This window comes from Pseudomonas sp. Teo4 (genome assembly GCF_034387475.1).
Classification (GTDB): Bacteria; Pseudomonadota; Gammaproteobacteria; order Pseudomonadales; family Pseudomonadaceae; genus Aquipseudomonas.
This window is the reverse complement of sequence record NZ_JAXCIL010000001.1, coordinates 1,748,877-1,774,812: the sequence shown is the minus strand read 5'-3', so window position 1 is coordinate 1,774,812 and position 25,936 is coordinate 1,748,877. Positions and strand designations below refer to the sequence as shown.

23 protein-coding genes and 3 pseudogenes are annotated in these 25,936 nt (G+C 62.2%); 10 read left to right on the top strand and 16 right to left on the bottom strand.

The window, feature by feature from the left end; genetic code table 11:
* The first annotated feature begins 11 nt into the window (after positions 1-11).
* The 4 genes and pseudogenes from PspTeo4_RS08160 to PspTeo4_RS08140 all read left to right on the top strand — a co-directional run bounded on the left by PspTeo4_RS08160 (position 12) and on the right by PspTeo4_RS08140 (position 4,118).
* Positions 12-1,225 (top strand): annotated as a pseudogene (locus tag PspTeo4_RS08160) (helix-turn-helix transcriptional regulator).
* Positions 1,226-1,312: 87 nt separating this feature from the next.
* Positions 1,313-2,721, top strand: a pseudogene (locus tag PspTeo4_RS08155) (DUF1329 domain-containing protein).
* A gap of 216 nt (positions 2,722-2,937) precedes the next feature.
* Positions 2,938-3,898: pseudogene (locus tag PspTeo4_RS29810) on the top strand (Rieske 2Fe-2S domain-containing protein).
* A 46-nt stretch (positions 3,899-3,944) separates the two neighbouring features.
* Positions 3,945-4,118 (top strand): hypothetical protein, encoded by a 174-nt coding sequence (locus PspTeo4_RS08140; protein WP_322363188.1) that lies wholly within the window; start codon positions 3,945-3,947, stop codon positions 4,116-4,118.
* A 97-nt stretch (positions 4,119-4,215) separates the two neighbouring features.
* On the opposite strand, the gene PspTeo4_RS08135 is transcribed toward PspTeo4_RS08140, so the two are convergent.
* A complete protein-coding gene (locus PspTeo4_RS08135) occupies positions 4,216-5,172 on the bottom strand; it encodes an electron transfer flavoprotein subunit alpha/FixB family protein (protein WP_322363187.1) in 957 nt (318 codons plus the stop codon).
* A complete protein-coding gene (locus PspTeo4_RS08130) occupies positions 5,169-5,921 on the bottom strand; it encodes an electron transfer flavoprotein subunit beta/FixA family protein (RefSeq protein WP_322363185.1) in 753 nt (250 codons plus the stop codon). Before PspTeo4_RS08130 ends, PspTeo4_RS08135 begins: the two co-directional genes overlap by 4 nt.
* A gap of 400 nt (positions 5,922-6,321) precedes the next feature.
* Here PspTeo4_RS08130 and PspTeo4_RS08125 point away from each other — a divergent pair, with 400 nt between their 5' ends.
* The gene (locus PspTeo4_RS08125) at positions 6,322-8,082 is read left to right on the top strand and encodes a caspase family protein (RefSeq protein WP_322363184.1); all 1,761 of its coding nucleotides are present in this window, start codon (positions 6,322-6,324) and stop codon (positions 8,080-8,082) included.
* Here PspTeo4_RS08125 and PspTeo4_RS08120 read toward each other — a convergent pair.
* Positions 8,079-8,246 (bottom strand): hypothetical protein, encoded by a 168-nt coding sequence (locus tag PspTeo4_RS08120; protein ID WP_322363183.1) that lies wholly within the window; start codon positions 8,244-8,246, stop codon positions 8,079-8,081. The two genes, PspTeo4_RS08125 and PspTeo4_RS08120, sit on opposite strands and share 4 nt — an antisense overlap.
* Before the next feature lie 218 nt (positions 8,247-8,464).
* Between PspTeo4_RS08120 and PspTeo4_RS08115 the strand changes: the two genes are divergently transcribed.
* Together PspTeo4_RS08115 and PspTeo4_RS08110 are read left to right on the top strand one after the other, a co-directional pair.
* A complete protein-coding gene (locus PspTeo4_RS08115) occupies positions 8,465-9,622 on the top strand; it encodes an ATP-binding protein (RefSeq protein ID WP_322363182.1) in 1,158 nt (385 codons plus the stop codon).
* A gap of 81 nt (positions 9,623-9,703) precedes the next feature.
* Positions 9,704-10,609, top strand: a complete 906-nt coding sequence (locus PspTeo4_RS08110; protein WP_322363181.1) for a LysR family transcriptional regulator — start codon at positions 9,704-9,706, stop codon at positions 10,607-10,609.
* On the opposite strand, the gene PspTeo4_RS08105 is transcribed toward PspTeo4_RS08110, so the two are convergent.
* Positions 10,599-11,375, bottom strand: a complete 777-nt coding sequence (locus PspTeo4_RS08105) for a substrate-binding domain-containing protein (RefSeq protein ID WP_322363180.1) — start codon at positions 11,373-11,375, stop codon at positions 10,599-10,601. The genes PspTeo4_RS08110 and PspTeo4_RS08105 overlap by 11 nt on opposite strands.
* A 25-nt stretch (positions 11,376-11,400) precedes the next feature.
* On the bottom strand, positions 11,401-12,693 hold the full coding sequence (locus tag PspTeo4_RS08100) for an MFS transporter (RefSeq protein ID WP_322363179.1): 1,293 nt from the start codon (positions 12,691-12,693) through the stop codon (positions 11,401-11,403).
* Positions 12,694-12,999: 306 nt separating this feature from the next.
* Between PspTeo4_RS08100 and PspTeo4_RS08095 the strand changes: the two genes are divergently transcribed.
* Positions 13,000-13,380, top strand: a complete 381-nt coding sequence (locus PspTeo4_RS08095; RefSeq protein ID WP_416196910.1) for a hypothetical protein — start codon at positions 13,000-13,002, stop codon at positions 13,378-13,380.
* Positions 13,381-13,465: 85 nt separating this feature from the next.
* Here PspTeo4_RS08095 and PspTeo4_RS08090 read toward each other — a convergent pair whose 3' ends face one another.
* The 9 genes from PspTeo4_RS08090 to PspTeo4_RS08050 form a co-directional block, all read right to left on the bottom strand.
* Positions 13,466-14,827 (bottom strand): TIGR02594 family protein, encoded by a 1,362-nt coding sequence (locus PspTeo4_RS08090; protein WP_322363178.1) that lies wholly within the window; start codon positions 14,825-14,827, stop codon positions 13,466-13,468.
* Between the two features lie 158 nt (positions 14,828-14,985).
* The gene (locus PspTeo4_RS08085) at positions 14,986-15,597 is read right to left on the bottom strand and encodes a helix-turn-helix domain-containing protein (RefSeq protein WP_322363177.1); all 612 of its coding nucleotides are present in this window, start codon (positions 15,595-15,597) and stop codon (positions 14,986-14,988) included.
* 13 nt (positions 15,598-15,610) lie between these two features.
* Complete coding sequence (locus tag PspTeo4_RS08080; RefSeq protein WP_322363176.1) at positions 15,611-16,447, bottom strand: CoA ester lyase; 837 nt, start codon at positions 16,445-16,447, stop codon at positions 15,611-15,613.
* On the bottom strand, positions 16,444-17,286 hold the full coding sequence (locus PspTeo4_RS08075) for an FAS1-like dehydratase domain-containing protein (RefSeq protein ID WP_322363175.1): 843 nt from the start codon (positions 17,284-17,286) through the stop codon (positions 16,444-16,446). The genes PspTeo4_RS08080 and PspTeo4_RS08075 overlap by 4 nt, the downstream gene beginning before the upstream one ends.
* 28 nt (positions 17,287-17,314) lie before the next feature.
* The gene (locus PspTeo4_RS08070) at positions 17,315-18,511 is read right to left on the bottom strand and encodes a CaiB/BaiF CoA-transferase family protein (RefSeq protein WP_322363174.1); all 1,197 of its coding nucleotides are present in this window, start codon (positions 18,509-18,511) and stop codon (positions 17,315-17,317) included.
* A 145-nt stretch (positions 18,512-18,656) separates the two neighbouring features.
* Positions 18,657-19,820: an acyl-CoA dehydrogenase family protein gene (locus PspTeo4_RS08065; RefSeq protein WP_322363173.1), complete on the bottom strand. Its 1,164-nt coding sequence runs from the start codon at positions 19,818-19,820 to the stop codon at positions 18,657-18,659.
* A 21-nt stretch (positions 19,821-19,841) separates the two neighbouring features.
* Positions 19,842-20,438, bottom strand: coding sequence for a thiamine pyrophosphate-dependent enzyme (locus PspTeo4_RS08060; RefSeq protein ID WP_322363172.1), 597 nt, complete (start codon positions 20,436-20,438; stop codon positions 19,842-19,844).
* The gene (locus tag PspTeo4_RS08055; protein ID WP_322363171.1) at positions 20,426-20,956 is read right to left on the bottom strand and encodes a thiamine pyrophosphate-binding protein; all 531 of its coding nucleotides are present in this window, start codon (positions 20,954-20,956) and stop codon (positions 20,426-20,428) included. Before PspTeo4_RS08055 ends, PspTeo4_RS08060 begins: the two co-directional genes overlap by 13 nt.
* A 241-nt stretch (positions 20,957-21,197) precedes the next feature.
* The gene (locus PspTeo4_RS08050) at positions 21,198-22,523 is read right to left on the bottom strand and encodes an MFS family transporter (protein ID WP_322363170.1); all 1,326 of its coding nucleotides are present in this window, start codon (positions 22,521-22,523) and stop codon (positions 21,198-21,200) included.
* A gap of 187 nt (positions 22,524-22,710) precedes the next feature.
* Here PspTeo4_RS08050 and PspTeo4_RS08045 point away from each other — a divergent pair, with 187 nt between their 5' ends.
* Both PspTeo4_RS08045 and PspTeo4_RS08040 read left to right on the top strand, forming a co-directional pair.
* A complete protein-coding gene (locus PspTeo4_RS08045) occupies positions 22,711-23,634 on the top strand; it encodes a LysR family transcriptional regulator (RefSeq protein WP_322363169.1) in 924 nt (307 codons plus the stop codon).
* 38 nt (positions 23,635-23,672) lie between these two features.
* Complete coding sequence (locus PspTeo4_RS08040) at positions 23,673-24,857, top strand: MFS transporter (RefSeq protein WP_322363168.1); 1,185 nt, start codon at positions 23,673-23,675, stop codon at positions 24,855-24,857.
* Here the strand turns inward: PspTeo4_RS08040 and PspTeo4_RS08035 are convergent.
* Both PspTeo4_RS08035 and PspTeo4_RS08030 read right to left on the bottom strand, forming a co-directional pair.
* Positions 24,838-25,164 (bottom strand): AzlD domain-containing protein, encoded by a 327-nt coding sequence (locus PspTeo4_RS08035; RefSeq protein ID WP_322363167.1) that lies wholly within the window; start codon positions 25,162-25,164, stop codon positions 24,838-24,840. The two genes, PspTeo4_RS08040 and PspTeo4_RS08035, sit on opposite strands and share 20 nt — an antisense overlap.
* Positions 25,161-25,898, bottom strand: a complete 738-nt coding sequence (locus PspTeo4_RS08030) for an AzlC family ABC transporter permease (RefSeq protein ID WP_322363166.1) — start codon at positions 25,896-25,898, stop codon at positions 25,161-25,163. The genes PspTeo4_RS08035 and PspTeo4_RS08030 overlap by 4 nt, the downstream gene beginning before the upstream one ends.
* Between the last annotated feature and the right edge of the window lie 38 nt (positions 25,899-25,936).

Here is a 25,936-nt window from a genome sequence, read left to right as displayed (position 1 = left end):
TGGGGCTGTGAATGCATACCACGCTGTCCAATGCCCAGGTGCTGGCACACCTGGGAATCGAGTTGGCCGATTACGAGCGCCTGCTCGGCAACATGTACGACGCGGCGCTGGACACCCGGCGGCTGAACGAGGCACTGCAACAGCTGCGCGGGTTGTTCGGGGCAAGCTACGTGACCTTGATTCTGCGGGTGCTGGACGAGCCGTTCCTGTCGCCGATGATGGTGGCGGGCGATGTCGAGCCGGGGAGGGTGGGGTCAATCACTATGCCTACCACGACAAGTCCACGCTGTTCGACCGTCTGCCGCTCGACAAGGTGTTCACCATCGATGAACTGATCAGCGATGCCGAGTGGTTGAGTTCTGCGTTCTACTTGCTGTACTGCCAGCCCTACGGTTGCTATCACATGCTCGGGGTCGACATCAGCATGCCCGATGGCGGTACCTTGCGCCTGCGCATCAACCGCCCGCGTGAGCAGCCGCGCTTCGGCGAGATCGAGCGGGCGCTGTGCGCCATGCTCATTCCGCACCTGCGCCGGGCGCTGCACATGCACACGCTGCTCGACCGCAGTGCCTCGCTGGGCAGCCTGTACTCGCAGACCATCAACCGCCTGGCGGTGGCGACCATCGTGCTGGATGAAAACGGCAGCGTGCTGCAGCTCAACCCGGTGGCCCGGGAAATACTCGACAGCAACGATGGTTTGAAACTGGTGGGCGGCCGGCTTGAGGCGACCTACCCCAGCGACAACCGCGAGCTGACGCGCCTGGTGCGCAGTGCGTTCACGCGCAGCCGCCAGGGCGTGGAAGAGCAGGGCGCCGAGGCGATGTCGGTGTCGCGGCCGTCCGGGCAGGTCAACCTGGGCGTGGTGGTCGAACTGATTCCGTCCCAGGAACTGGTGGAGGGCAAGGGCAAACCGACGGTGGTGGTGTATGTGCGCGACGCCGTGGGCAAATCGCTGGTAAGCAACGTGGTGACCTCGCAGCTGTACAACCTCACGCCTGCGGAAACCGGCCTGGCCCTTGAGCTGGCCAACGGTTTGTCGCTGGAAGAGGCCTCCGAGCGGCTCAATATTCGCCGCAACACGGCGCGTGCCCACCTGCGTTCGATCTTTTCCAAGACCGGGGTGCGGCGCCAGACCGAGCTGGTGCGGATCATGCTCAACAGCGTGGTCGCGCTGGGGCAGCCGGGGCCCTTGCCGCTACCGGGCAGCCCTGCCGTGGCGGGGTAAAAATGCGTTAGTCCGAGCGGACGATGCTCCTGGCCCAAGGGCCTGCCGATACTGGGCCACCGCTATCGGTAACCAAGGAGAACAAGAATGACCGACAGTAAACCGGCCAGCCGTCGCCTGCTCGCTGCCCGCGGTTTTGCCCCGCAAGGTCTGGCTCTGGCGCTGCTGCTGGGCGCGGCCAGTGGCGCGGTGCAGGCCGCGCCTGAGGATGTCGAGCGCCTGGGCAAGGACCTGACCTGCCTGGGCGCCGACCCCAAGGGCAACGCCGACGGCAGTATCCCGCCGTTCTCCGGCCAGTGGCTGGGCACGCCGCCCCAGGTGACGTTCAAAGGCACCGGGCATCATCCGGTCGACCCCTATCCCGATGAAAAACCGCTGTTCGTGATCACTGCCGACAACCTGGCCCAGTACGCCGACGCGCTTTCCGACGGGCAAAAGGCCTTGTTCAAGCTGTACCCGGCGACATTCAAGATGCCGATCTACCCCAGCCACCGTGATTTTCGCTTCGACGATGCGGTGTGCCAGGCGACCCGCGAGAATGCCAAGCTGGCCAAGCTGGTGGACGACGGCGAAGGCGTGGTCGGCAAGACCGGCGGCACACCGTTCCCGGTGCCGCGCAGTGGCCTGGAGCTGTTGAAGAACGCGTCGACCTTCACCCTGCGGGCCTGGACCGAGGAATACGTCTCCGACAACGCCTACGTGCTCAAGGATGGCAACATCAACTGGGGCCGGGTGCATTCGCGCAACCTGGCGCCGCGCTGGAGCCAGGCAAGGTGGGCGACACCGTTGGCAACTCGTCGTTCTACCTCAACGAAACGATGCTGCCGCAGCGTGACAAGGGCGAGATCAACACCGGTACCGAGTTCTGGAACGACAAGACCGAACCGCGCCAGGCCTGGCGCTACGACCCGGGCACACGCCGGGTGCGGCAATCGCCGGGGTATGGCTTCGACATGTCGTTCCCCGGTAGCGGCGGCTCGATCACCGTCGACGAAGTGCGCCTGTTCAACGGCTCGGGCCAGCGTTACGACTGGAAAATCGTCGGCAAGCGGGAGATGTACATCCCCTACAACGCCTACCGCGTGCATGCCCCGGAACTCAAGTACGCCAACCTGCTGATGCCTGGCCACCTCAACCCCGACGCGATGCGTTACGAGCGCCACCGGGTGTGGGAGCTGGAAGGCACCCTCAAGCCTGGTTATCGCCACCTGTATGGCAAGCGCAAGTTGTACATCGACGAGGACACCTGGTACCCGATGCTCGCCGACAACTACGACAACCGTGGCGAGCTGTGGCGCACCTCGATGGTCAACTACTTCTACGCCTATGAAACCCAGCGTCCGCAGGCGGGTGTGGGCCTTTACCACGACCTCAACGCCGGCAGCTACCTGGCATTCAACCTGATCAACGAGCAGCGCAACGGCTACCAGCTCAACCGCCCAGGCTTCAGCCCTCGCGACTTCGGCCCGGAAGCGGCGCGGCGCTTCGGCCAGTAGTGCCCGGCCGGGCTCCACCTAGTCCAATTGGGGGATGAGGGCCCGGCAGCTCTGCTCAAAGATGTTCGCCAGGAATACACCCTGACTCAGCAGGGGTATTGCCGGTGAATGGCGTACCCAACACAGGAATAACAACAAGATGACCAAACTCGCCGAACTCTCCATCGACAGCGCCCAGCGCACCCACCGTTACGCCAGGGCTGGCACTGCCTGGGCGTGGCCGATGACTACCGTGATGGCAAGCTGCACACCCTGAACATCTTCGGCACGCGGTTGGTGGCGTTTGCCAGCAGCACCGGCGACATCAGCATTCTCGATGCCTTCTGCCCGCACATGGGTGCCGACCTGTCCCAGGGCACCATCGAAAACGACACCGTGGTCTGCCCGTTCCACCACTGGAAGTACGACACCAGCGGCAAGTGCGTTGAAATCCCGTACTGCAAGCGCATTCCGCCCAAGGCCAAGACCCGTAGCTGGCTGACTTGCGAGGAAAATAACCTGCTGTTCGTGTGGAACAACCCGGAGGGCCGACCGCCGAAGGAAGGCGTGGTGATTCCGCACTTGCCGGAAATGGATGACCCGGAGTGGATTCACGAGTGGAACATCGACACCATGCTGATCGACACCAACCCCCGCGAGCTGGTCGACAACCTGGTGGACGCCCAGCATTTCGGGCCGGTGCACGGTACGCCGACCAAGTACTTCGCCAACGTGTTCGAAGGGCACATCGGCCGGCAGATCTTCCATGGCGACTCGAGCGCCTGGGGGCGACCTGATTGCGCCGTCGGCCTACTACGGGCCGGCCACGCACTTTACCGAGTTGAGTTCGATGTTCGGCGATGTGCGGGTGCACGCGATTCTGCTCAACAGCCACGTGCCGGTGACGCCGGACAGCTTCGTGCTGCGCTTTGGCTGCATGGTCAAGCGGGTGCCGGGCTGGACCGAAGAACAGAACCTTGAAATCGCCAAGGCCTACGTCATGGGCAACCGCACCTCGTTCTACCAGGACGTGGACATCTGGAAGCACAAGACCCGTATCGACAAACCGGTGCTGGCCGAGAACGACGGCCCGGTGTACCAGCTGCGCGAGTGGTACCAGCAGTTCTTCACCGATGAGGACCAGGTGCCGGCGAGCATGGCCGAGCGCCGTGAGATCGTCACCGTGGATGAACGTTGAGTGACGCAGCACCCCGCCAGCTCGCCTGGCGGGGGCGGAGGTCGAGATGAAGATACAGAGCGTTCTGATGTACTGCGTGCCGTTGTCCGTGGCCTTGATCATTGGCCTGACGTTGTTGGCATCGGCACCGCCGGAGTCTGCCGGGGCCAAGGCGTGCAGGCATATTCCCGGGTGCATGAGCATCATGCCGAGCTTTCAGGGTTGGCCTGGGGTGCGTTGAAGCCTGAGGGGGTGTTCTGAGTGGCCTCATCGCCGGCAAGCCGGCTCCCACAAGGTTAGGTGTAGGAGCCGGCTTGCCGGCGATGAGGCCCTTACATTCACAGCTGGCCTTGGAACTCGGGCACGGCCTCGAACAGGTCAGCGACCAGGCCGTAATCCGCCACCTGGAAGATCGGCGCTTCTTCATCCTTGTTGATTGCGACGATCACCTTGGAATCCTTCATGCCCGCCAGGTGCTGGATCGCGCCGGAGATACCGACGGCGATGTACAGCTGTGGCGCGACGATCTTGCCGGTCTGGCCGACCTGCATGTCGTTCGGCACGAAGCCTGCGTCGACCGCAGCGCGCGAGGCACCGACGGCAGCGCCGAGCTTGTCGGCCAGGCTGTACAGGTGCTTGAAGTTGTCACCGTTGCCCATGCCGCGGCCGCCGGAAACGACGATCTTGGCTGCAGTCAGCTCTGGGCGGTCGGACTTGGCCAGCTCTTCGCCAACGAAAGCGGAGATGCCAGCGTTATGGGTAGCACCGACGACCTCGACGGCAGCCGAACCACCTTCGGCAGATACGGCGTCGAAGCCAGTGGTACGCACGGTGATGACCTTGACCGCAGCGCTCGATTGCACGGTGGCAATGGCGTTACCGGCGTAGATCGGGCGCTTGAAGGTGTCGGCCGATTCCACCGAGATGATCTCGGAGATCTGGTCGACGTCCAGCAGCGCGGCAACGCGTGGCAGGATGTTCTTGCCGTTGGTGGTGGCCGGTGCCAGCACGTGGCTATAACCAGAGGCCCCGCTTTGTTCAACAAGAGCAACGATCAGCGGCGCGACGTTTTCCGGCAGCACGTGGGCGTAGGCAGCGTTATCGGCCACCAGCACCTTGGCCACGCCAGCGATCTTGGCGGCAGCCTCGGCAACGCCACCGACGTTTGTGCCTGCGACCAGCACGTGCACATCACCACCGATCTTGGCAGCAGCGGCGACAGTGTTCAGGGTGGCCGGGGCTACGGCAGCGTTTTCAGGACCTTGTAGAAGGTCAGCGACAACCAGGATAGTCATTGGATTACCTTCGCTTCGTTCTTCAGCTTCTCGACCAGTTCGGCCACCGACTTGACCTTGATACCAGCGCTGCGGGCAGCAGGCGCTTCGACTTTCAGGGTCTTGTTGGTGGAGGCGAGCGATACGCCCAGCGCGTCTGCAGTGACGCTCTGAAGCGGCTTCTTCTTGGCCTTCATGATGTTCGGCAGCGACGCGTAGCGCGGCTCGTTCAGGCGCAGGTCGGTGGTGACGATTGCCGGCAGGTTCAGCGATACGGTCTGCAGGCCGCCGTCGATTTCACGGGTGACGTTCAGCTTGTCGCCAGCAACGATGACCTTGGAGGCGAAGGTGCCTTGGGCGTAGCCGGTCAGCGCGGCCAGCATCTGGCCGGTCTGGTTGTTGTCACTGTCGATGGCCTGCTTGCCGAGGATGACCAGCTGAGGCTGCTCCTGGTCGACAACGGCCTTGAGCGCCTTGGCCACAGCCAGCGAATTCAGCTCGTCAGCGGCTTCGACCAGGATGGCGCTGTCGGCACCCAGGGCTAGTGCGGTACGCAGCTGCTCCTGGACGGCGGCCGGACCGACACTGACCACGACCACTTCAGTGGCGACGCCTTGTTCCTTCAACCGCACCGCTTCTTCAACGGCGATTTCGCAAAAGGGGTTCATGGCCATCTTGACGTTGGCCAGGTCGACGCCGCTGCTGTCCGCCTTGACGCGAACCTTGACGTTGTAGTCGACCACACGCTTGATGCTTACCAGTACCTTCATAGGCCCTCCAGTCATAGGCATCTTGGGGAGGCGGGCGGGGTGCCTGCCTGTATGCGACGATACCGGTGCCCGTGGGTGTGCGGATCGTCCATATCGACTAGCGGGGTGCTTCCGGATTTTGCCGCGTGTTGCGCAAGTTTGTAATTGTTCAACACATCGATGGTTGATGTCGTGAAATTCAAGTTTTGGCGTGAAGAATTGGCTGTAGGTCTTTTATTTCCAAACAATATGAGCGTCGTAGCTTCTTGTTCTATCGTGGATTCTAAGTTGCTGTAGTGGAGTTGTTTGTCGGGTGCACCAGACGTCGCCGCAAGGTTCGACGTGGCCGTAGGTTGCTAAACAGAACAGCAGCGAATGTCGGAACTGGATATTTCGAATACGCCACTGAAGAGCAACGGCTATGACAATCAAGATTCTGTGTGTGCATGGCATCGGCCGCGAAGAAGCAGACGATAATTTTGAATCCTCCTGGCATCGGGCAATTGCCGATGCGGTGTCTCGGGTGGCGCCGGGGGCCGACATCGAGTTGGACTTCTTCGAATATGACGCGCGCTTTGCCGCCGCCAATCTCGGCGCACCGGAAATTGCCGATGCGACGCTGCGCCTGCTCACAAGTTCGGTGATCCATTCGGTGGGTGATCTGTTTCGACGCAGCCGTGGCATTGGCCAGTTCCCTGATCGACTGCGCTGGACCGCTGGCATGGTGGCCCAGTGGGCTGCGGACGAAGCGCTGCGGACCAGGCTGCGCAACGATTTGACCCACCATATACAGGGCTCGCAACCCGACATTGTCTGTGCGCACAGCCTGGGGTCTTTGGTCGCTTACGATACATTCCGCAGAAATTCATCGCTGATGAACAAGCGGGTGCTGATCACGTTTGGTTCGCAAATTGGCAACCCTGCGGTGCGTGAGACCTTTGGTGGCCGCATCGAAGGTATCCCCGGGGCACGCAAGTGGTACCACCTTTATAACGAACATGATCACGTATTCACGGCACCGTTGTTCTTGCGCGATACGAATTTCACTCAAGTGATGACGCCGTTCGACAAGCCGGGTGACGTGCTGAACCACGATGCCACGTATTACCTGGGCCAGAGCGAAACCGTGGCCAATGTGTGGGGGCCGCTGTTGCAGACCGGCGTTTCCAAAGGCTTCGACAAGCGGCTCGCCGTCGTCGACAAGTCACTGTCCATTGCCGTATCCAAGGGGCGTGCGGTGCGTCGCACGAAAGACAAGGCGCTGCTGATTGGCATCAACAACTACCCCAACCCCGAGGACCGCCTTGAAGGCTGCGTCAATGACGTCTTTCTGATGAGTGCGTTGTTGCAAGAGTCGAAGTTCGCTGCAGATGACATTCGTGTGGTGCTGGATGAGCGAGCTACCGCCGCAGGCATTCGCGAGCGCCTGCACTGGCTGCTGGATGACGCACAGGACGGCGACCGCCGGGTGCTTTTCTATTCCGGGCATGGTGCACAGATACCCAATACCAACGCGACCGGCGAGGCGGATCGCATCGACGAATGTCTGTGCCCGTGGGATTTCGACTGGACGCCGGAACACGCGATTCTCGACAACGATTTCCGCGACCTCTATATCCAGTTGCCCTACGGCACGCAGTTCATCACGATTTTCGACTGCTGCCACTCCGGTGGCATGACCCGCGATGGGGCCCGGCGTGCCCGAGGGCTGGTGCCGCCGGATGACATCCGCCATCGTGCGCTGCGCTGGGAGCCTGAACTGCAGATGTGGGTCGAGCGTGACTGGGTGAAGAAGGCGCGCAAGAACACGCATTTGGCCGAGAGCGCCAATACCATCAGCAACCGCTTGGGTATTCGTCGCCTCGGCCAGTCGATTGCGGTGCGTGGTTATGATGACAAGCTTTACGATAAACGCCGCAAGGCCTACGACCACGACGGCCCCTACCTGCCCATTCTCATGTATGCATGCGGTGAGTCTCAGCTGTCATACGAATACCGTCACGGTGTGACCTCGTATGGCGCCTTCACCTACACCCTGGCCCAGACACTGCGCGCAGCCAAAAAGCGACCATCCTTCAAGGCGTTGATTCGCCAGACAGGCAAGCTGCTCGCCGACCTGGGGTATGACCAGAGCCCGACAATCGTGGGGCCGGCGAACTTGATCGGCAACACGGTTCCCTAAGCGAGGAACTCGGGCTTGGTGGCCTCAACCTCGGCGTCCTGCTGCAGTGTGAAGTAGACTGCGGCGCCGCACAGTCCCACCAGGCCCACACTGGCCACGATGATGTCGCCCAGAACCATGCCGACGATCAGGATCAGCAAGCTGAGGCGGGAGAGGGTAGTCATGACGGGCTCCATGGCGGTTGGAATTGCCTGGCGTCTACCTTAACGCTTTGGATCCATTTTTGCAGCGTCGATATTGCAGGAGTACGAATGTACTCTTATCTGTCGCGGCAATGCTTTCTATAGTCGCTCTATAATTGGCTATAGAACGAAACACAGGTTTATATAATTGCTCTATAATCGCTCTATAATTTCCTATAGGCCTGTGTTCAAGGACCGAAATGAGCGAAACCCTTTACCATCGCCCAGCCCTGGCTGCGCGGCTCTCGAAGCTGATTTTGCAGGTCGCCGTGGGCAGTGCGGCCAGCTCGGGCGTATTCCTGGCGGCGCCACGGCGGACCGGTAAATCCACCTTCGCCCGTGAAGACCTGCGTCCCGCCCTGGAGGCAGCCGGGGCGATCGTTCTGTATGCCGATTTGTGGAAAGACCTGAAAAAAGACCCGGGGCTTGTCATCGTCGAGGCAGTGCGCGAAGCCGTCGGGCGAAACGAGGGGTTCATCACCCGGCTGGCCAGGTCGTCGGGCATGGAGAAGGTGGTGGTTGGCGGCTTGAATTTCAGCCTGGACAAGATTGGCCTGGGCAAGGACATCGACTTGACCGCCGCGCTGGTGGCACTGTCCGACGAGTCGAAGAAGATCATCGTCCTGATGATCGACGAAGCGCAGCATGCGATCACCACGGACGAAGGCGTGGCCGCGCTGTTTGCGCTCAAGGCGGCCAGGGACGAGCTCAACAGCTCCCGGCACCATGGCCTGCGTGTAGTCTGCACAGGCTCGAACCGGGACAAGCTGGCGATGCTGCGTAACAGTAAGGACCAGGCATTTTTCGGCGCATCTATGGTGCAGTTCCCGACCCTGGACCAAGACTTCATCGACTGGTTCTGCGCCAACGTCGACCTTGCTGGAGCGCTCGACCCCGCGCACGTGTTCCAGCTCTTCAAGGAAAGCGGCTTTCGCCCCGAGCTGCTGGGAGCGGCGGCAGACGAGATCCGCTTCGATTTCGTCATCGAACCCGACGCGATACCCGCGCGCTTTGCCGAGCTTGTGCGTGCCCAGGCCGATGAGCTGAATGCGAACCTCAGGAAGGTGATTCACAGCCTGACCCCGATCCAGTCGGCGGTGATTCGGGTGATGAGTGTGAAGGGCGATGACTACGCGCCCTTCGAGGCGCCGACCATGGCGCTGTATGGCAAGGCCATGGCACTGGCGGGCATCGAAGCGGACGACGTTCAGGTCGAGGTGCCCGGCGTGCAGCAGGCGCTGATCGCGCTGCAGCAGAAGAAACTGGTGTGGAAGGCGTCGCGAGGGGTGTATGCGGTCGACGATTCGGTGATTGCCGAGGTCCTGCGCGCCGACGGCCTGCTTGAAGGCCTGGACTGATTCTGCTCTGTTACATTTTGCATTAATTGGCTGCACTCATAGAATAGGCGTATCAATCTGCCTGTTCCTGAGTGCGTGCCTATGGCCATCAATTTCGACCTCAACGACCTGCAAGCCTTCCGCGCGCTGGTGGACCACGGCAGTTTCCGCAAAGCCGCCGAAACCGTGCGGATCTCCCAGCCTGCCCTGAGCCGGCGCATCGAGAAGCTTGAAGACGCGCTGGGTGTCCGGCTGTTCGAACGCACTACCCGCAAAGTCAGCCTGACCCAGGCCGGGCGTGGCTTCATGCCCAGTGTCGAGCGCTTGTTGGACGACCTGGACAGCGCCTTGCTGGGCATCAGCGAAGTGGCGTCGAACCGCCTTGGCCACGTCACCATCGCCTGCGTGCCGTCAGCGGCCTATTACTTCATGCCGCGGGTGGTCGCGCACTACCACCAGCAATTTCCGCGCATCAAGGTCAAGGTGCTGGATGCCAGCGCCCACGATGTATTGAGCGCCGTGGTCGATGGCGAGGCGGATTTCGGCCTGAGTTTCATGGGTACGCTGGAGGCCGATGTCGAGTTCGAGCCGCTGGTGCAGGAAACCTATGTCTTGGCCTGTCGCCGTGATCACCCGTTGGCGGGACGCGCCAGTGTGACCTGGGAGGAGTTTTACCAGCAGGACTACATCTCGCTGGGCCGTACCTCGGGCAATCGCTTTCTGCTTGATCAGGCGCTCAGCGGCATCGTGCCGCAACGTCAGAGCATCTGCGAGACCCGGCACGTGACGACGATGATCGGGTTGGTGGAGGCCGGCCTGGGCATTGCCGCCGTGCCGCTGATGGCCATGCCGGCCACCGATCACCCGATCCTGACACGGGTTGCGTTGATCGAACCCCAGGTGATGCGCAGTGTCGGGCTGATAAAACGCCGGGGTCGCACGCTGACCCCGGCGGCATTGGCGCTTGAGCGCCTGGTGGTGGAAATGAAGGCTCAGGTCAGCGGCTGACCGAGTCCAGGCCGGTGGCCTGCACTTGCGCCTGGACGGCCGGGGAGGCGAGGTACTGTAGCAGGGCCTTGGCTTGCGTCGGGTGTTGGGCGTCGACCGGAATACCGGCGGCGAAACGGGTGACTGACTGCACCGCTTCCGGCAGCTTGGCCACAAAGCTTACGCCTGGCACAGGCAGCAATTCGCTGACCTGCTGAAAGCCCAGTTGATAGTCGCCGCTGGCAACCACGGTGCCCACTGGAATTTTCGGCACCATCGTAGCTTTTGGCTTGAGCTGGTCCTCGATCCCAAGGCGCTTGAACAACTGGTTTTCGATGTACACGCCACTGGCGCTATCCGAATAGGCCACGGATTTCGCGTCCAGCAAGGTTTTCTTCAAGCCTTCCACCGTGCTGATATCGGGTTTATGTGCGCCTGCGCGCACCACCAGGCCGATGCGCGAGTCGGCCAGTTCCACCCGCGAAGCCGGGTCGACCTTGCCTTGGCGAATCAGCTCGTCCAGCGCATAGCCGACCATGATCACCACATCGGCCTTTTCGCCACGGGCCAGACGATTGGGGATCGCCTCGGGCGCTTTGCCCATCGACGGGCCCAGCACCGTGTCCAAGGTGTTGCCGCTGGCCTGGGCAAAAGTCGGGCCGAGCACTTTGTAGGCGGCGGTGAAGCCACCGGAGGTCATGACGCGTAGGTTTTCAGCCTGAGCTACGTTGCCAAGGCCAAAGGTGGCCAGCAAGGCGAAGGCTGCCTGTTTGAATAGTCTGTTCATGTTCTCGCTCGCGAAAAGGGCTGGCTCAGGACATCGCCGGTTGCAGGCGGCCGGACGAACGGCGGTACAGGTAGAGCGTCGCGCACAGCGCGCAGAGCGCGGCGAAACTCATCCAGTAGCCGGGGGCGGCCTTGTCCGAGGTGTACTGGATCAGGAACGTCGAAATGGCCGGGGTGAAGCCGCCAAAGACAGCGGTTGCCAGGCTGTAGGCCAGAGAGAAACCGGCGACCCGCACTTCGACCGGCATGATTTCCGTGAGCGCGGCGATCATCGCGCCGTTGTACAGGCCGTAAAGGAACGACAACCACAACAGCACTTCCAGCATGTGGGCGAAGCTTGGCGCGTTCACCAGGTAGGTGAGCACCGGGTAGGCCGTCGCCAGGGTCAGCAGGGTCATGGCGATCAGCACCGGCCGGCGGCCGATGCGGTCGGACAAAGCACCACCCAGCGGCAGCCAGATGAAGTTCGACACCCCCACCAGCAACGTCACCAATAGGGCGTCGGAGGTGCTCAGGTGCAACACGGTCTTGCCGAAGGTGGGTGCGTACACGGTGATCAGGTAGAACGCGGTGGTGGTCAGCGCCACCATCAGCATGCCGGCGACCACGGTCGTCCAGTGCTGCACCAGGGTACGGAATACCTCGGCCATGGCCGGGCGGTGTTTACGCGCTGCATACTCTTCGGACTCTTCCAGGTTACGCCGCAGGAGGAAGATGAACGGCACGATCAGGCAGCCGACGAAGAACGGAATCCGCCAGCCCCAGTCGGCAATCATGGCCGGTGCCATCCATTGATTCAGGGCGTAGCCCAAGGCTGCAGCAACAATGATCGCCACCTGCTGGCTGGCCGATTGCCAACTGGTGAAAAAGCCTTTGTTGCCCGGCGTGGCGATTTCCGCCAGGTACACCGATACGCCGCCCAGTTCGGCGCCTGCCGAGAAGCCTTGCAGCAGGCGGCCGACCAGCACCAGGGCCGGGGCCAGTAGGCCAATGGTTTCGTAGCCGGGGACCAGCACGATCAGGATCGTGCCGCTGGCCATGATCGACAGGGTGACGATCAGGCCTTTGCGCCTGCCCACCTCATCGATATAGGCGCCCAGCACCACTGCGCCCAGCGGACGCATGAGAAAGCCTGCGCCGAATACGGCGAAGGTCATCATCAGGGAAGCGAATTCACTGCTGGCAGGGAAAAATACCGAGGCGATCTGGGTGGCGTAGAAGCCGAAGAGGAAGAAGTCGAACTGCTCGAGGAAGTTGCCCGAAGTCACCCGAAAGATTGCGCTGGCGCGTGAGCGCCCGGAGGGGATTGCTGCTGTCATTACCTGTACTCCACCGCTTTTATGACGTGCACCGCCTGGACGCGGCGCACGGTTCTTATTGAGGAGCATGGTGCGGCAGGGTCATTGATATGATAAGTGCATTGTTCGCATGCATTAATGATCAATACGGATCAATGTGTGCTCGGCTTGGGCCGACGACCTGCATAACCCCTATAGCGAACCTGCCTATGGCCGGCCTGTGCGCGGGGCTAAACTGACCCGGCTGAGCTTGATGACCCCACAACAAAAAAGGGCTGTATCCGCCGGACTTTGACCTTCATATCGGGGCGCGTCGGAGATTGCCACATGAAACGCACGTCCAGCCTTCGCCCATCCCTTTCAATTACCCGCCGTGCACTGGTTCCGCTGTTTGCAGCGTTGCTGGTGACGGGGTGCGCCCATGATCCGGACATTCGCATGGGGCACGACAATGTGGCCGGCACCACGACGAAAAGCCCGCCCGACTACATTAAGTGTGTGCAGAGTGAGCTGCCGGCAGGTGAGAAGGCGTTCATGCGCGAAGAAAACAACGCGTTGGCACTGTTCCTCGAAAGTACCGATCCCAAGCAGTCCACCGGACTCGTCGAAATTCGCCCGTCTGGAACTCAGCATCAGTTTTCCGCTTACCAACGCGATGCCTGGTATGACAAAGGCAGACTTCTGGACGCAGCGCTGATGTGCTCGTAACTTTCGATTGAGGGCTTCACTGCCTGCTTGTAGCGCGTGGAGTACAGATGTACTCCGCGGCATGATTACATGCCTGTGCTGCCGCTTATCCTCTGCGAATGGATAGCAGCTTGTAGGTGAAGGGGCCCTTTTTACCTTTCTCGGGGAAGGTGTCTATCGATACCCGGTCCCCCTGGTTGCCTCCCAGCACCTTGATCATGCCGCCACCTGAGTCAAGCCAGAATCCGACATGGCCGCTTCCGGGGCTAGCGCCACCCCCGGTGCGACTGAAGACGACGATGTCGCCTTTGTGGGGTGATTGGGTGACGTCAATGCCCCAATCCGAGGTATGCCACGACTGGGCGCCCGCGCTGTTGGTGCCGTGCATGCCTGCCTGGGTGACGCAGTAGTTCACGAACGAAGAACACCAGGCCACGCTGTCCTGAGTGGCGTGCAGCGTTGTGGTGGAGTGGTAAAGCAGTATGCGGGGATTGTTGCCGGGGCCCGGGACCTCTGCGATGCCAGCTGCCAGCTCGGCGAGGGCAATGTCGAGTGGTTGGCTGCCCGTGGGCGCAGGAAGCGGTAGGCCACCTGCGACAGGCGCGAGGAACTCGGCAAACATGAAGCCTTCGGCGACACCGTCACCCTCGCGATCAACCTTGATCCAGTCCCCGTTTCGGCCCAATGCCCGCACGACTGTATTCAGCGGTAATGTGTCGATGTCGGTGAATTCGCGCCCAGGTCCTCGACGCAGGTTGAGTCCCGAGCGGGCTGTTACACGCATGAGCGCCAACGGCGTGGAGGCAGGTTGGCCGATCTCAGGCGCGTTCGCGCCGCCCAGGTGGAATTGCCCGAAGTCGCTGAATGCCGGGCTTGCTATGTTTCCGTCGTGGCTGATGCCGGCCTCGTTGCGCTCCAGTGCCTTCTGGAACAGCGCCCAACGGTCGGTCGCCAGCATTTGTCGTGTTCCCGACCAGCCAAGCGACCCGGATAGCCAAACCAGCGAGGCCAGCGAATTGTCGAGCAAATGTGCCGCTACCTTTCCGGAGCCGTACACACCGACGCGGTAATCGCCATTGAGGGCCCCGTTGACCGCATGGAAATAGGCTTCAACCTCGCTCAGCTCTGCCGCTTTCACAAAATCCCAGTCCACGGCGAAATAGATCGCTGAACCTTCAGGCTGGCGCAGGCGCTTGGCAAGTTCCTTGGCCCGTGTGCCATCGCGTGTGCCGTTGGCGGTACCAAAATCCTCGACATGCCCGCCAGCGCCCGCCCGCTGCTCGAATACCGTTGCCAGGGCAATGCCTGCTTCATCCAGGGCAGCGGCTTCAGCCGGTTCGAGGCACTTGGTTGGAAATATTCTTGAGTTCTTGTGGTTGTAGTAACGAATGACGACCTTGACCCCGTTGGTGCGCAGGGTCGGTATTTTGGAAGTCAGGGAATTGGGACAATCGATGATGTCGAGCATGGCGTTTACCTCGGTGAATTGAGGATCGGCCAACAGCAAAATGGGGGATCGGTCCTTGTGGGTCTAGACAGCGCTCGTGTGTCTGTCAAACCCCCGTGCTTGACGTGTTTCATGGCTGATACAGGCAGGCGACGGATGGCATTTTTCGAAGCGCCAGGTCATGCAGGCAGCGGCCGTGGCGCTTGCGCGTGCAGCACGGCCTGGCTCATGCCCACGACCCAGGCTTCTATCCAGGTTTCCGGCACCTGGGGTTCGCGGTGTCGCAAACCATCGGCGGTATCGAGCAGGCTCAGGATCGCTTGGGTGACGCATCCCGCATCCCGTGTGCCCAGATGCGCCTTTTCGATGACCTGTCGCAAGGGCTGGTGCAGGCGCTCGAGGGCTTCGTTCAGCCATGGACGTTGCTGCGCTTGCAGGTGACGTGACTCATGGCGCAGCAGCAGTTCCTCGGCAGGGTGTGAGCGCTGGCGCGCCAGCATGAAGCGCAGGTAACCCTGCAGGCTCCGTGAGTATCGACTTCGCTGCCAGGCGTCCAGGCGCTGCGCAACCACCGCCAGCAATACATCCAGCAACAGGTCCTGCTTGCTCGCCACATGGTGGTAGAGGCTGCCAGCCTGCACGCCCACCCGTGCGGCCAGCTGGCGCATGGTCATGGCGCCATAACCCACTTCGGCCATCAACTCGCCTGCCACAAGCAACAGGGCGTCGGCGCTGGCGCTCGTGGTTTCAGGCTTTGGCCGGCAGAGCCTGGGGGGCGTCAAGCTAGGCATTTATGCTCCTCGATCAGCCCTGAGGCTGGTTTTTCGGGTCGGCAAACGCCAGCAGTGCACGGGCGCGCAGAATCACCGGGGCGTCGACCATCTGCCCGTCCAGGGTAAACACGCCAGCACCGGCAGCTGCGCCGGCGATGACGCGCTGTGCCCAGTCCAGCTCGGCCGCCGAGGGACGCAACGCTTGGTGAATGACAGCAACCTGGCTCGGATGAATGCACAGCGCGCCGCCAAAGCCCATGTCGCGGGCGAACTGGGTATGACGATACAGGCCTTCGACATCCTGGATGGCTGGGTATACGCCATCCAGTGGCGCCGCCAGGCCGGCGGCCCGGCTGTGCAGCAGCACGGCGTAACGGGCGTGGCCCAACACTTGGGCGGCGGCTTCGCTGCCTTCACGCAGATTCAGGTCCAGGCCCAGGTCGAGGCTGCCGAACGACAACCGCTCGACGCCCTGAGTGGAGGCCAGCTGGGACAGGGCTACCAAGCCAAGGGCACTCTCGATGATCGGCCAAACCGGTTTGCCCGTGGCATGTGCTCGGCGTATCTGCTCGGCAGTTTCTGCTTTGGGCAGCAGAACCCCGGCAACAGCCGCGTGCTGACGGCACAGGTCGAGGTCGGTCTCGTGAGCCCAGTGCCCGGGAGCGTTGACCCGAACCAGCACCCTGGCATCCGGATACTCGGTGAGGAAGGCGGCCAGGTTGTCACGTGCCTGAGCTTTGGCCGATTCCTCGACGGCATCCTCCAGGTCGACGATTACCCGGTCGGCACCACTGGCCAGGGCCTTGGGAATGCGTTCCGGCCGCGTGGCAGGGACGAACAGGGCAGATCTGACGAGCGTACTGGTCATTGTGAACACTCCAGGTCGAAGTCGACTTCGCCGGCCTGCGCCATGCCTTCGGCAGCAGTTGCCCAGACCTGAGCCTTGCCGCTTTCCAGCAGACGTCCGCCGACCGCGAAGGGCGCTGGCGAAATAAGCGGGCGCAGACCGCGAAACGCAAAGCGGCGTACCAGCGCTGCTGGGTTGGCGCGCTGGAAAGCGCGCAAGCTCAAGGTCGCGATCAGTGGGCCATGGACCACCAGGCCTGGGTAGCCTTCGGTTTCGGTGACATAGGGCCAGTCATAGTGAATGCGATGGCCATTGAAGGTGACGGCCGAGTAGCGGAACAGCAGGGTGGCATCCGGCGTCACCGTTTCCTGCCAGTCCCCTGAAGGTGCGGTATCGGTGCCGCCGAGCTTGGGTGGGGTCGGCTCGCGGTAGACGATGTCCTGTTCTTCGATCAATGCCGTGCGGGCATCCTGGACATACTCGTGACGTACCGTGACGAACAGCAGGGAACCGGTCCGGCCTTGCTTTTCTTCCACCTTGAGCAATGTGGACTGCCGGGAGACCTCGGCTTCCACACGCAACGGGGTGACGAATTCCAGACGGCTGCCGGCCCACATGCGGTTGCGGTTCTGCGCCGGCGGCAGGAAACCACCGCGCGCGGGGTGACCGTCGCTGCCCAAGCCTGCGGCTTCGACAGGGTCCTGGAAAAACGCCCAGTGCCAAAGCAGCGGCAAGGCCTCGCCAGGGGCGGGCGGTGTTTCGCCCAAGGTGGCGGCGATGCGCTTGACCAGGTTGTGGGTGATGCGGTCGTTGCAGGTTTCGCTGCGGCCCACCCAGGCGTTGACGTCTTGTGTTGTCATTGTTGGCGTCCTTTTTCAGAGAGTGGGGTCAGATAACCCCGTCAGCGCGCAGTTCATGAATGCGTTCGTTGGACAGCCCCAGCTCCGAAAGAATGCTGGCGCTGTGTTGGCCCAGGGCCGGAACCGGGTCCATGCGCGGGCTGAAGGCATTGCTGGAGGCTGGCGGCAGCAGGCTTGGAATGCTGCCCTGGGCCGTCTCGACCCGCCGCCAGCGCTCACGCGCCTGCAACTGCGGGTGTTGCCAGACGCCCTGCATGTCGTTGACCCGAGCATTGGCAATACCCGCGTCGTCGAGCCGAGTGATGACCGTGTCGAAGTCCAGCGTAGCGAAGGCCTGAATGATTAGCGCACGCAGCACTTCGCGGTTTGCCACCCGCTTGAAATTGGCCGCGAAGCGCTCATCGTCAGCCAATGCTGGCTGGTGTAGCACCCGCTCGCAGAAAGCCCGCCATTCGCGCTCGTTCTGCAGCCCCAGCATTACCGTGTTGCCGTCACCCACAGGGAAGGGGCCATAAGGGTAGATGGTCGCATGGGCCGCCCCGGCGCGAGGCGGCGGGCTGGCGCCGTCGTAGGCGTAGTACAGCGGGTAGCTCATCCATTCCGCCAGGCTTTCGAGCATCGACACTTCGACCCGGCTGCCTTGGCCGGTTCGCTCGCGCAGCAACAAGGCCGAAAGCACGCCGGTATAGCCATACATGCCAGCGGCGATGTCGGCGATGGAGTTGCCGGCCTTGGCCATCTGGTCGTCACCCGCGCCGCCTGTCACCGACAGGAAACCGCCCTCGCTCTGAATCAGCAGGTCGTAGGCTTTCTTCTGTTCGTACGGCCCGCCTGCGCCATAGCCCGAAATGTCGCAGACGATCAGGCGCGGGAAGCGTTCGTGCAGGGTGTCGAATGAAAGCCCCAAGCGCGCCGCTGCGCCCGGTGCCAGGTTCTGCACCAGCACATCGGCCTGCTCCAGCAACTGGTCGAGGATGTCCGCAGCGATGTCCTGTTTCAGGTCCAGGCACAGGCTTTCCTTGGAGCGGTTGGTCCAGACGAAATGCGAGGCCAGGCCGTTGACGCGTTGGTCGTAGCCACGGGCAAAGTCGCCGACACCTGGCCGTTCGACTTTGATTACCCGGGCGCCCAGGTCGGCAAGCTGGCGAGTGCAGAAGGGCGCGGCTATGGCGTGTTCGAGGCTGATGACGGTAATGCCGTCGAGGGGGCGTATGGGATCTGGCATAAAGCCTCCAATGCTGTCGCGTACCTTGTGGGAGCGGCTTCAGCCGCGAAGCTGGCGACGCGGTGGCTGGCACCGGCTACGCCGGTGTTCGCGGCTAAAGCCGCTCCCACAGGTCTCTGCCAACTCAATAAGTCATGTGCAGTGTTTAGAACGAACGTGGCAGTTCGAGCAGGTGCTCGGCGACGTAGGACAGGATCAGGTTGGTCGAGATCGGCGCCACCTGGTACAGCCGGGTTTCGCGGAACTTGCGCTCGACGTCGTATTCATTGGCAAAGCCGAAGCCACCGTGAGTCTGCAGGCAGGCGTTGGCCGCCTCCCAGCTGGCCTTGGCCGCCAGGTACTTGGCCATGTTGGCGGCGGCACCTGCGTTCTTGCCGCTGTCGTACTGCTCGCAGGCCTGCCAGCGCATCAGGTCGGCGGCCTCGATCTCGATGTGGGCTTCGGCGATCGGGAACTGTACGCCCTGGTTCTGACCGATCGGGCGGCCAAACACCACGCGGTCGCGGGCGTACTGGGCGGACTTTTCGATGAACCAGCGGCCATCGCCTATGCATTCGGCGGCGATCAGCGTGCGCTCGGCGTTGAGGCCGTCGAGGATGTACCGGAAGCCTTTGCCTTCCTCGCCGATCAGGCTGCTGGCCGGAATTTCCAGGTTGTCGAAGAACAGCTCGTTGGTTTCATGGTTGACCATGTTGGCGATGGGCTGCACGGTCAGGCCATTGCCGATGGCCTCGCGCAGGTCTACCAGGAAGATCGACATGCCTTCGGACTTCTTGGTGACCTCGGCCAGCGGCGTGGTGCGGGCCAGCAGGATCATCAGGTCGGAATGCTGGATGCGTGAGATCCACACTTTCTGGCCATTGATAACGTACTTGTCGCCCTTGCGCACGGCGGTGGTCTTGATCTTGGTGGTGTCGGTGCCGGTGGTGGGTTCGGTGACGCCCATCGACTGCAGGCGCAGCTCGCCGCTGGCGAGTTTTGGCAGGTAGTAGCGCTTCTGTTCGTCGCTGCCGTTACGCAGCAAGGTGAACATGTTGTACATCTGGCCGTGGATGGTGCCGGAGTTACCGCCGCAGCGGTTGACCTCTTCGAGAATCACCGACGCTTCGGCCAGGCCAAGGCCCGAGCCGCCGTATTGTTCGGGAATCATCGCCGACAACCAGCCCGCTTCAGTCATAGCCTTGACGAAGGCCTCGGGGAAGCCCTTTTCTTCATCGATCTTGCGCCAGTACTCGGCAGGAAAGTCGCCACACAGGGCGCGCACGCCTTCACGGATGGCATTGAGTTCTTCGCTGTTGTAGTCGCTCATTGTTGTTCTCCAGGCGGGCGGTCAGGTCGGCTGAAAGCCCAGGGCTGCGCGGAAGCGATTCTTGATGTAGTGGCCGTCACGTGGCGGCAGCACCCGCGGCGGGTTTTCTGCCTTGATCTTGACCGTGGCCAGCTTCACGCCCTGGCGGGTGGCGAAGCGCTCGCGCAGGTCGTGCACGCCTTCGATGTCGCGTATTTCGTTGGTCCAGCTGAAACCGCAGGTGTGCGCGACCTGGTCGAGCTGGATGCCGAAGCCGGCGTGGCTGACCTGCATGCCGGTTTCACCGAAGTGGCCGTTGTCCAGCACCACGATGGTCAGGTTCTGCGGTTTTTGCAGGGCGACCGTGGCCAGCGCGCCGAAGCCCATCAGCAGTTCGCCGTCGCCGGTGATGACCACCACCGACTTGTCCGGCTGGGCGTTGGCCAGGCCCAGGCCGACGGTGATGGCGCTGCCCATGGCGGCCCACAGGTAGTAGTTGTTGTCATGGTCGCCGGCAGCCATCACATCGTAGGAGGCCGAACCCAGGCCGGTGACCACCAACAGGTCGTCGCGATCGGCCAGCAGGGTGCGCACCACTTCGCGGCGGCAGAGGGTGTGGTTGGCGCTTACTTGACCCATTTCTTTTCTCCGATCAGGCGCTGGCCAAGCAGCAGGGCAGTGGCGGAATCACCGTTGAACGCCATGGTGGCGGCGCCGTGCAGCAGCGGGGCAACGTCCTCGGGCTTGTCGGCGCGCCAGGTCATCACCTTCATCAGTTGCAGCGAGGCTTCGGTGGCCTGGCCCATGGGGTTCTGCCAGGCGTTGAACTCGGCCCAGTCGCCACGCATGGTGACCACCATCAGCAAGGGGAAGCCGGCGCAGTTCTGCAAGGCCAGGGTGTTGATGCAGTTGCCGACGCCGCTGGACTGCATGAGTAGGGCGCCGCGCTCGCCACCGAGCCAGGCGCCGGCCAGGTAGCCAATGCCTTCTTCTTCGGTGGTCAGGACCACGGCCTTGATGTCGGGGTCTTGGTACGACATGCGGATGGCTGCGCTGTGGCCAGCATCCGGAACGAACACGACGTGTTTCACATCGTGGGCCTTGAGGACGCGGAACACGTCTTCTTGCCAGGATTGTTCAACTTCTTGCGATGACATGGGTGTCTCCCGTGTTGCTTTTGTTTTCAGCCATCATGGGGGCGAAGCGGGGGCAGGACGACTACCTTTTTTCTCTTTGAGATATGCCTGCTCGGCATAGCTCAAAATTGAATTACCGGGGGCTTTTGTGGGAGCCGGCTTGCCAGCGATCACCGGCGAGGCCGGTGCCATGCACCGGGTTGCCTGCATCGCCGGCAAGCCGGCTCCCACAGGGATTGCGCAGATCCTGAGAAAGAGGGGATCAGGCCTGGGCGACTGCCGACTTGGCCACCGGTAGCCCGGTGTGTTCCTCGACCTTGCCATCGCCACTGATATAGCCGTGACGGGTGAGGTTGGGCATCAGTACCGAGGCGATGAAGGTCACGCAGAGCACTGCCGCAACGTAAAAGAAGAAGTAGCTCTCCACGCCTTCGGCGCGGAAAGAAAGCGCCACGTACTCCGCTGTGCCGCCAAACGTCGCATTGCCGATGGCATACGGGAAACCGACCCCCAGGGCGCGCACGGCCGGCGGGAACAGCTCGGCTTTGACGATACCGGCGATGGGTGTGTACAGCGAGGCGATCAGCAAGCCGCCGAAGACCAGGGCGAACGCCATCCACGGGCTGTTCGTGCGCTGCAGGGCGAACAGCAAAGGAATCACGACCAGGATGCCGAGCCCGGAGAACAGCAACATGTGCGTCTTGATGCCGAGGCGGTCGGCCATCAGCCCGAACAGCGGTTGGCACAACATGAAGCCGATCAGCGCCGAGGTCATGATGAAGCTTACGGTTTCGGCGTCGAAGCCGGCGGAGATCACCAGGAACTTCTGCATGTAGGTAGTGTAGGTGTAGAAGTACAGCGAGCCACCGATGGTGAAGGCCAGCACCAGGGCGACGGCGCGCTTGTGCTTGAACATCCCGCGCAGCGAGCCCGCGCCCTCGCGGTGCATGTCTTTTTTCGAGGCGGTTTCGTGCATCGAACGGCGCAGGTATACCACCACCACTGCACTCAGGGCGCCGATGAAGAACGGTATGCGCCAGCCCCATGCACGCAGTTCCTCATCGCTCAGGGTCTGTTGCAGTGCCACCACGGTGAACAACGCCAGTAATTGCCCGGCGATGATGGTGAAGTACTGGAACGAACCATAGAAGCAGCGACGCCCAGGCGTGGCGATTTCACTGATGTAGGTGGCCCCGGTGCCGTATTCGGCGCCAACCGACAGGCCCTGGATCAGGCGCGCCACCACCAGCATGATCGGCGCGGCGATGCCGACCGTTTCGTAGGTGGGCATCAGTGCGATCAGCAGCGAACCGCCGCACATCATGAACACCGAAATGATCATCGACACCTTGCGCCCGCGGGTGTCGGCCAGCCAGCCGAAGATCCAGCCACCCAGCGGGCGCATGAAGAAGCCGACGGCGAACACGCCCGCAGTGGCCAGCAATTGTGTGGTGGTGTCGCCTTTGGGGAAGAACGATGAGGCGAAGTAGATCGCGGTGTAGGCATAGATGAAGAAGTCGTACCACTCGACCAGGTTGCCCGAGCAGGCTCCCAGAATGGCACGAGCACGGTTGGGTTGCGGTGACATGGTGTAGCCCTCTGGTCTTATTGTTGTAAGGGGATCGAGCGTCGAGCGCTCGACCTGTGTTCACGCTACCCCAGCGCTGGCGCTGCAATAAGAGGGCTGGTGCACTACCTGATATGCCGAGATTCTATAGCTGATGCGGGGCGGTCTGTTTAGACTGCTGTTTCCTGGCAACCAACCGATGGCGTTTATGGACGTTGTTCAACTCAAAACCCTGATTCATGTGGCCGAGCTGGGCAGCCTGAGCAAGGCATCGGACCGTCTGCACATTGCGCAACCGGCCTTGAGCCGGCAGATCCGCCAGCTGGAAAAAGAACTTGGCGTCTACCTGTTCGAACGCCACGGGCGGGGCATGGTGATTACCGAGGCCGGTCGTGAAGTGCTGCAGCACGCCAGCCGGATCATGCAGGAGCTGGAGGCGATCCGCAGTTCGGTGGGCGGTGGCGATGGCCGTTTCCGGGGCGCAGTGGCCATCGGCACCACGCCGACCATTGCCGAGATCGTCACGGTGCCGTTGGTCAAGCGCATCCGCGAAGCCCACCCGGAGCTCTCCATTCGTTTCTCATCGGCCTTCAGTGGCTACCTGCTGGACTGGTTGCAGCGCGGCGAGCTGGAGCTGGCGATTTCCTATGACCTGGAACCGCGTCATACCTTGCGCATCGTGCCGGTAATGATGGAGAACCTGGTGCTGGTGGGGCCGCCCGAGGCGGGTTTGACGATGGACCAGCCGGTTGCGTTCAAGACCCTGGCTGATGCGCAACTGGTACTGCCGAGCGCGCGCCATGGCTTGCGCAAGATCATGGATGACTGCGCCGCACAGGCGGGGATCGAGATCTCGGCCAGTATCGAAGCGGACTCCTTCGGCGCGATGATCGACCTGGTGCGCAATGGCTTTGGCCTGACCGCGTTGCCGCTGGCGTCCATCTATGGGCATGTGCAGAACGCAACCCTCTGCGCCGCGCCCCTGGTGGACCCGCTACCGATGCGCAAACTGGTAATGGTGTCGCCGGCAGATCGCCGGGTCAGCCCGGCAACGCGCTATGTCGGCGACACCTTCGTGGCGCTTGCGGCCGAACTGGTCGATAAAGGTATCTGGTCTGGCCACATGCTTTAGGCCCGACGCTTTTCTGTTTTTTTGTACAAGGTCTTGATGTGAACGCGGATGCTCGATTGCCTGGCGCCTGGGGCATTTTTTGCCTGGGCGCGCTGCAGATTCTGGTTTGGGGTGGGTCTTTCTTTCTGCTGGCCGTCATGGGCGAGCCGATCATGCGGGAAACCGGCTGGGCCAGCCAGTGGGTCTATGGTGCGCTGTCGCTGGGCCTGATGGTCGCCGCGTTGCTGGCGCCGATATCCAGCCGGCTGGTGGCCCGCCATGGTGGGCGAGTGCAGTTGGCCGGCAGTGGTGCCGTGGTTGCGGCGGGCCTGTTGGTCATGGCTGCGAGCCACACACTGTGGGTATTTCTTTTAGCCTGGGTGGTGATTGGCATTGGCATGGCCATGGGGCTTTATGAAACCCTGTTCGCGACCCTGGGCGCGTTGTATGGCGAACGGGCAGGGCGCGCAATTACCGGCATTACGTTGATTTCAGGCTTTGCCTCGACCTTGTCGTGGCCAGCGGTGGCCGTGCTCATCGAGCAGCTCGGCTGGCGGGAGGCTTGCGTGGCCTATGCCATGTTGTTGCTCCTGGTGGTGGCCCCGCTGTATTGGAAAGTGCTGCCAGCCGGCGGGCAGCAACAGCAGCGCAAGGCAACAGCCGCAGCAGACGACACGGCGGTTGATCGGCGTTTGTACCTGCTGCTGACCACCATTTTCGCCATTGGCGCAATCATCATGACCGCGGTGGCGGTGCAACTGGTCTCGATACTCCAGGGCCTGGGCCATTCATTGACCGCCGCCATTGGCCTGGCCGCCATGCTCGGGCCCAGCCAGGTGGCCTCGCGGGTGCTGCAGATATTGGCCGGCAAGCGCCATCCGATCTGGACCGCGTTGTTCAGCTCGGGCTTGGTGGCGCTGGGGCTGATACTGGTGGCGCTGGCGCCTGGGGCGACGGCGCTGGGCTTGTTGATTTTCGGCTGCGGCAACGGCCTGCGGGCGATCGTACGTGGGTTGCTGCCCTTGGCGTTGCTGCCGCCTTCACAATACGTACTGCTGATGGGGCGGATGTCCCGGCCTTCGCTGATCGGGCAGGCGCTGACGCCATTGGTGGGCGGCTACCTGTTCGAGCATTTCGGCGCCATGGGCATATTGATCACCCTGTGTAGCCTGGCACTGGTCAACCTGGCGCTGGTGGTCGCGGTCATGGCAACCCTGCGCCAGGCTACAGCCCCCAATTCCTGAACAGCCACAACGCCCCCATGCCTGCGGCCAGGGTCAGCAATGTGCTGCGCGTGCGCCAGGCGACCAGGCCGGCGACCACCGCCGCCGGTATTTGCGGGTTGCTCCAGTCCAGCGGTGCGTGTCGGTCCTGGTAGACCACGGCCGGCAGTACCAGCGCGGCCAGCACGCTGGCGGGCACATAAGCCAGCGCACGTCTGAACAGCGGGGGAATGCGCAAGGCGCCATAGAACTCGATGAAAGACAGGCGAATCGCAAAGGTGCCTGCGCCGACCAGCACGAAGGTGGTCCACATCGCCAATTCGCTCATTGTGCCTCCGGTTTTACGTGATCTGCCTGGGCAACGGGGGCCTCTTTACGCAGATGCTCTATGGCCAGCCCACACAGCACGCCACCCAACGAGGCGACCAGCAAACCGAGGTTGTAGGGCAGGTCGATGGCCAGCACCGCCAATACCCCGCCGGCGACTGCCGCGCCTATCGTGGCCGGGTTACGGATGCTGGGGACCAGAATGGCCAGGAACGACAACGGAATGGCAAAACCCAGCGACCAAGAGTCGGGAATGCCGGTGCCGAGGAACACGCCACCCAACACCGCCAGGTTCCAGCCGAACCACATGGTGATCGCGGTGCCGGCGTAATAGGGAAAGGCGAACGGGCCCAACTCGCCCGACGCCAGCTTCAGGCTGCACAGGGCGAACGACTGGTCGGACAGCAGGTACGACAGGGGCCAGGTGCGGCGACGGGGCAGGCTGCTCAAATGGGGCGCGAGCGCGGCGCTGTACATCAGGAAACGCAGGTTGATCACCAATGCCGTGACCACCATGGTCAATGGCAGCGCGCTGTTCTGGATCAGTTGCAGCACCACCATTTGCGCGGAGCCTGAATAGAAGAGCAGGGTCATGCCCATGATATCGAGGGGCGACATACCCATCTCGACAGCGGTCACGCCCGTGATCAGGCCGAACGGAATGACGCCGGTGGTCAATGGGAGAACGTTGTGGGCGCCCTGGAGGAACGCCTGCTTCCCACTTTGATAGTGCATGTGAAGTCCTTGTTTGTTGTGGCCTGGACGGGGAAGTG

What these genes read in the sequence shown, in the direction of transcription:
- PspTeo4_RS08120 (WP_322363183.1), bottom strand. Translation starts at nt 8,246, where the DNA reads ATGACTACCCTCTCCCGCCTCAGCTTGCTGATCCTGATCGTCGGCATG.
- PspTeo4_RS08105 (WP_322363180.1), bottom strand. Translation starts at nt 11,375, where the DNA reads ATGAACAGACTATTCAAACAGGCAGCCTTCGCCTTGCTGGCCACCTTT.
- PspTeo4_RS08045 (WP_322363169.1), top strand. Translation starts at nt 22,711, where the DNA reads ATGGACGTTGTTCAACTCAAAACCCTGATTCATGTGGCCGAGCTGGGC.
- PspTeo4_RS08065 (WP_322363173.1), bottom strand. Translation starts at nt 19,820, where the DNA reads ATGAGCGACTACAACAGCGAAGAACTCAATGCCATCCGTGAAGGCGTG.
- PspTeo4_RS08060 (WP_322363172.1), bottom strand. Translation starts at nt 20,438, where the DNA reads ATGGGTCAAGTAAGCGCCAACCACACCCTCTGCCGCCGCGAAGTGGTG.
- PspTeo4_RS08115 (WP_322363182.1), top strand. Translation starts at nt 8,465, where the DNA reads ATGAGCGAAACCCTTTACCATCGCCCAGCCCTGGCTGCGCGGCTCTCG.
- PspTeo4_RS08075 (WP_322363175.1), bottom strand. Translation starts at nt 17,286, where the DNA reads ATGACAACACAAGACGTCAACGCCTGGGTGGGCCGCAGCGAAACCTGC.
- PspTeo4_RS08050 (WP_322363170.1), bottom strand. Translation starts at nt 22,523, where the DNA reads ATGTCACCGCAACCCAACCGTGCTCGTGCCATTCTGGGAGCCTGCTCG.
- PspTeo4_RS08130 (WP_322363185.1), bottom strand. Translation starts at nt 5,921, where the DNA reads ATGAAGGTACTGGTAAGCATCAAGCGTGTGGTCGACTACAACGTCAAG.
- PspTeo4_RS08070 (WP_322363174.1), bottom strand. Translation starts at nt 18,511, where the DNA reads ATGCCAGATCCCATACGCCCCCTCGACGGCATTACCGTCATCAGCCTC.
- PspTeo4_RS08110 (WP_322363181.1), top strand. Translation starts at nt 9,704, where the DNA reads ATGGCCATCAATTTCGACCTCAACGACCTGCAAGCCTTCCGCGCGCTG.
- PspTeo4_RS08100 (WP_322363179.1), bottom strand. Translation starts at nt 12,693, where the DNA reads ATGACAGCAGCAATCCCCTCCGGGCGCTCACGCGCCAGCGCAATCTTT.
- PspTeo4_RS08095 (WP_416196910.1), top strand. Translation starts at nt 13,000, where the DNA reads ATGAAACGCACGTCCAGCCTTCGCCCATCCCTTTCAATTACCCGCCGT.
- PspTeo4_RS08125 (WP_322363184.1), top strand. Translation starts at nt 6,322, where the DNA reads ATGACAATCAAGATTCTGTGTGTGCATGGCATCGGCCGCGAAGAAGCA.
- PspTeo4_RS08135 (WP_322363187.1), bottom strand. Translation starts at nt 5,172, where the DNA reads ATGACTATCCTGGTTGTCGCTGACCTTCTACAAGGTCCTGAAAACGCT.
- PspTeo4_RS08080 (WP_322363176.1), bottom strand. Translation starts at nt 16,447, where the DNA reads ATGACCAGTACGCTCGTCAGATCTGCCCTGTTCGTCCCTGCCACGCGG.
- PspTeo4_RS08090 (WP_322363178.1), bottom strand. Translation starts at nt 14,827, where the DNA reads ATGCTCGACATCATCGATTGTCCCAATTCCCTGACTTCCAAAATACCG.
- PspTeo4_RS08035 (WP_322363167.1), bottom strand. Translation starts at nt 25,164, where the DNA reads ATGAGCGAATTGGCGATGTGGACCACCTTCGTGCTGGTCGGCGCAGGC.
- PspTeo4_RS08085 (WP_322363177.1), bottom strand. Translation starts at nt 15,597, where the DNA reads ATGCCTAGCTTGACGCCCCCCAGGCTCTGCCGGCCAAAGCCTGAAACC.
- PspTeo4_RS08030 (WP_322363166.1), bottom strand. Translation starts at nt 25,898, where the DNA reads ATGCACTATCAAAGTGGGAAGCAGGCGTTCCTCCAGGGCGCCCACAAC.
- PspTeo4_RS08140 (WP_322363188.1), top strand. Translation starts at nt 3,945, where the DNA reads ATGAAGATACAGAGCGTTCTGATGTACTGCGTGCCGTTGTCCGTGGCC.
- PspTeo4_RS08055 (WP_322363171.1), bottom strand. Translation starts at nt 20,956, where the DNA reads ATGTCATCGCAAGAAGTTGAACAATCCTGGCAAGAAGACGTGTTCCGC.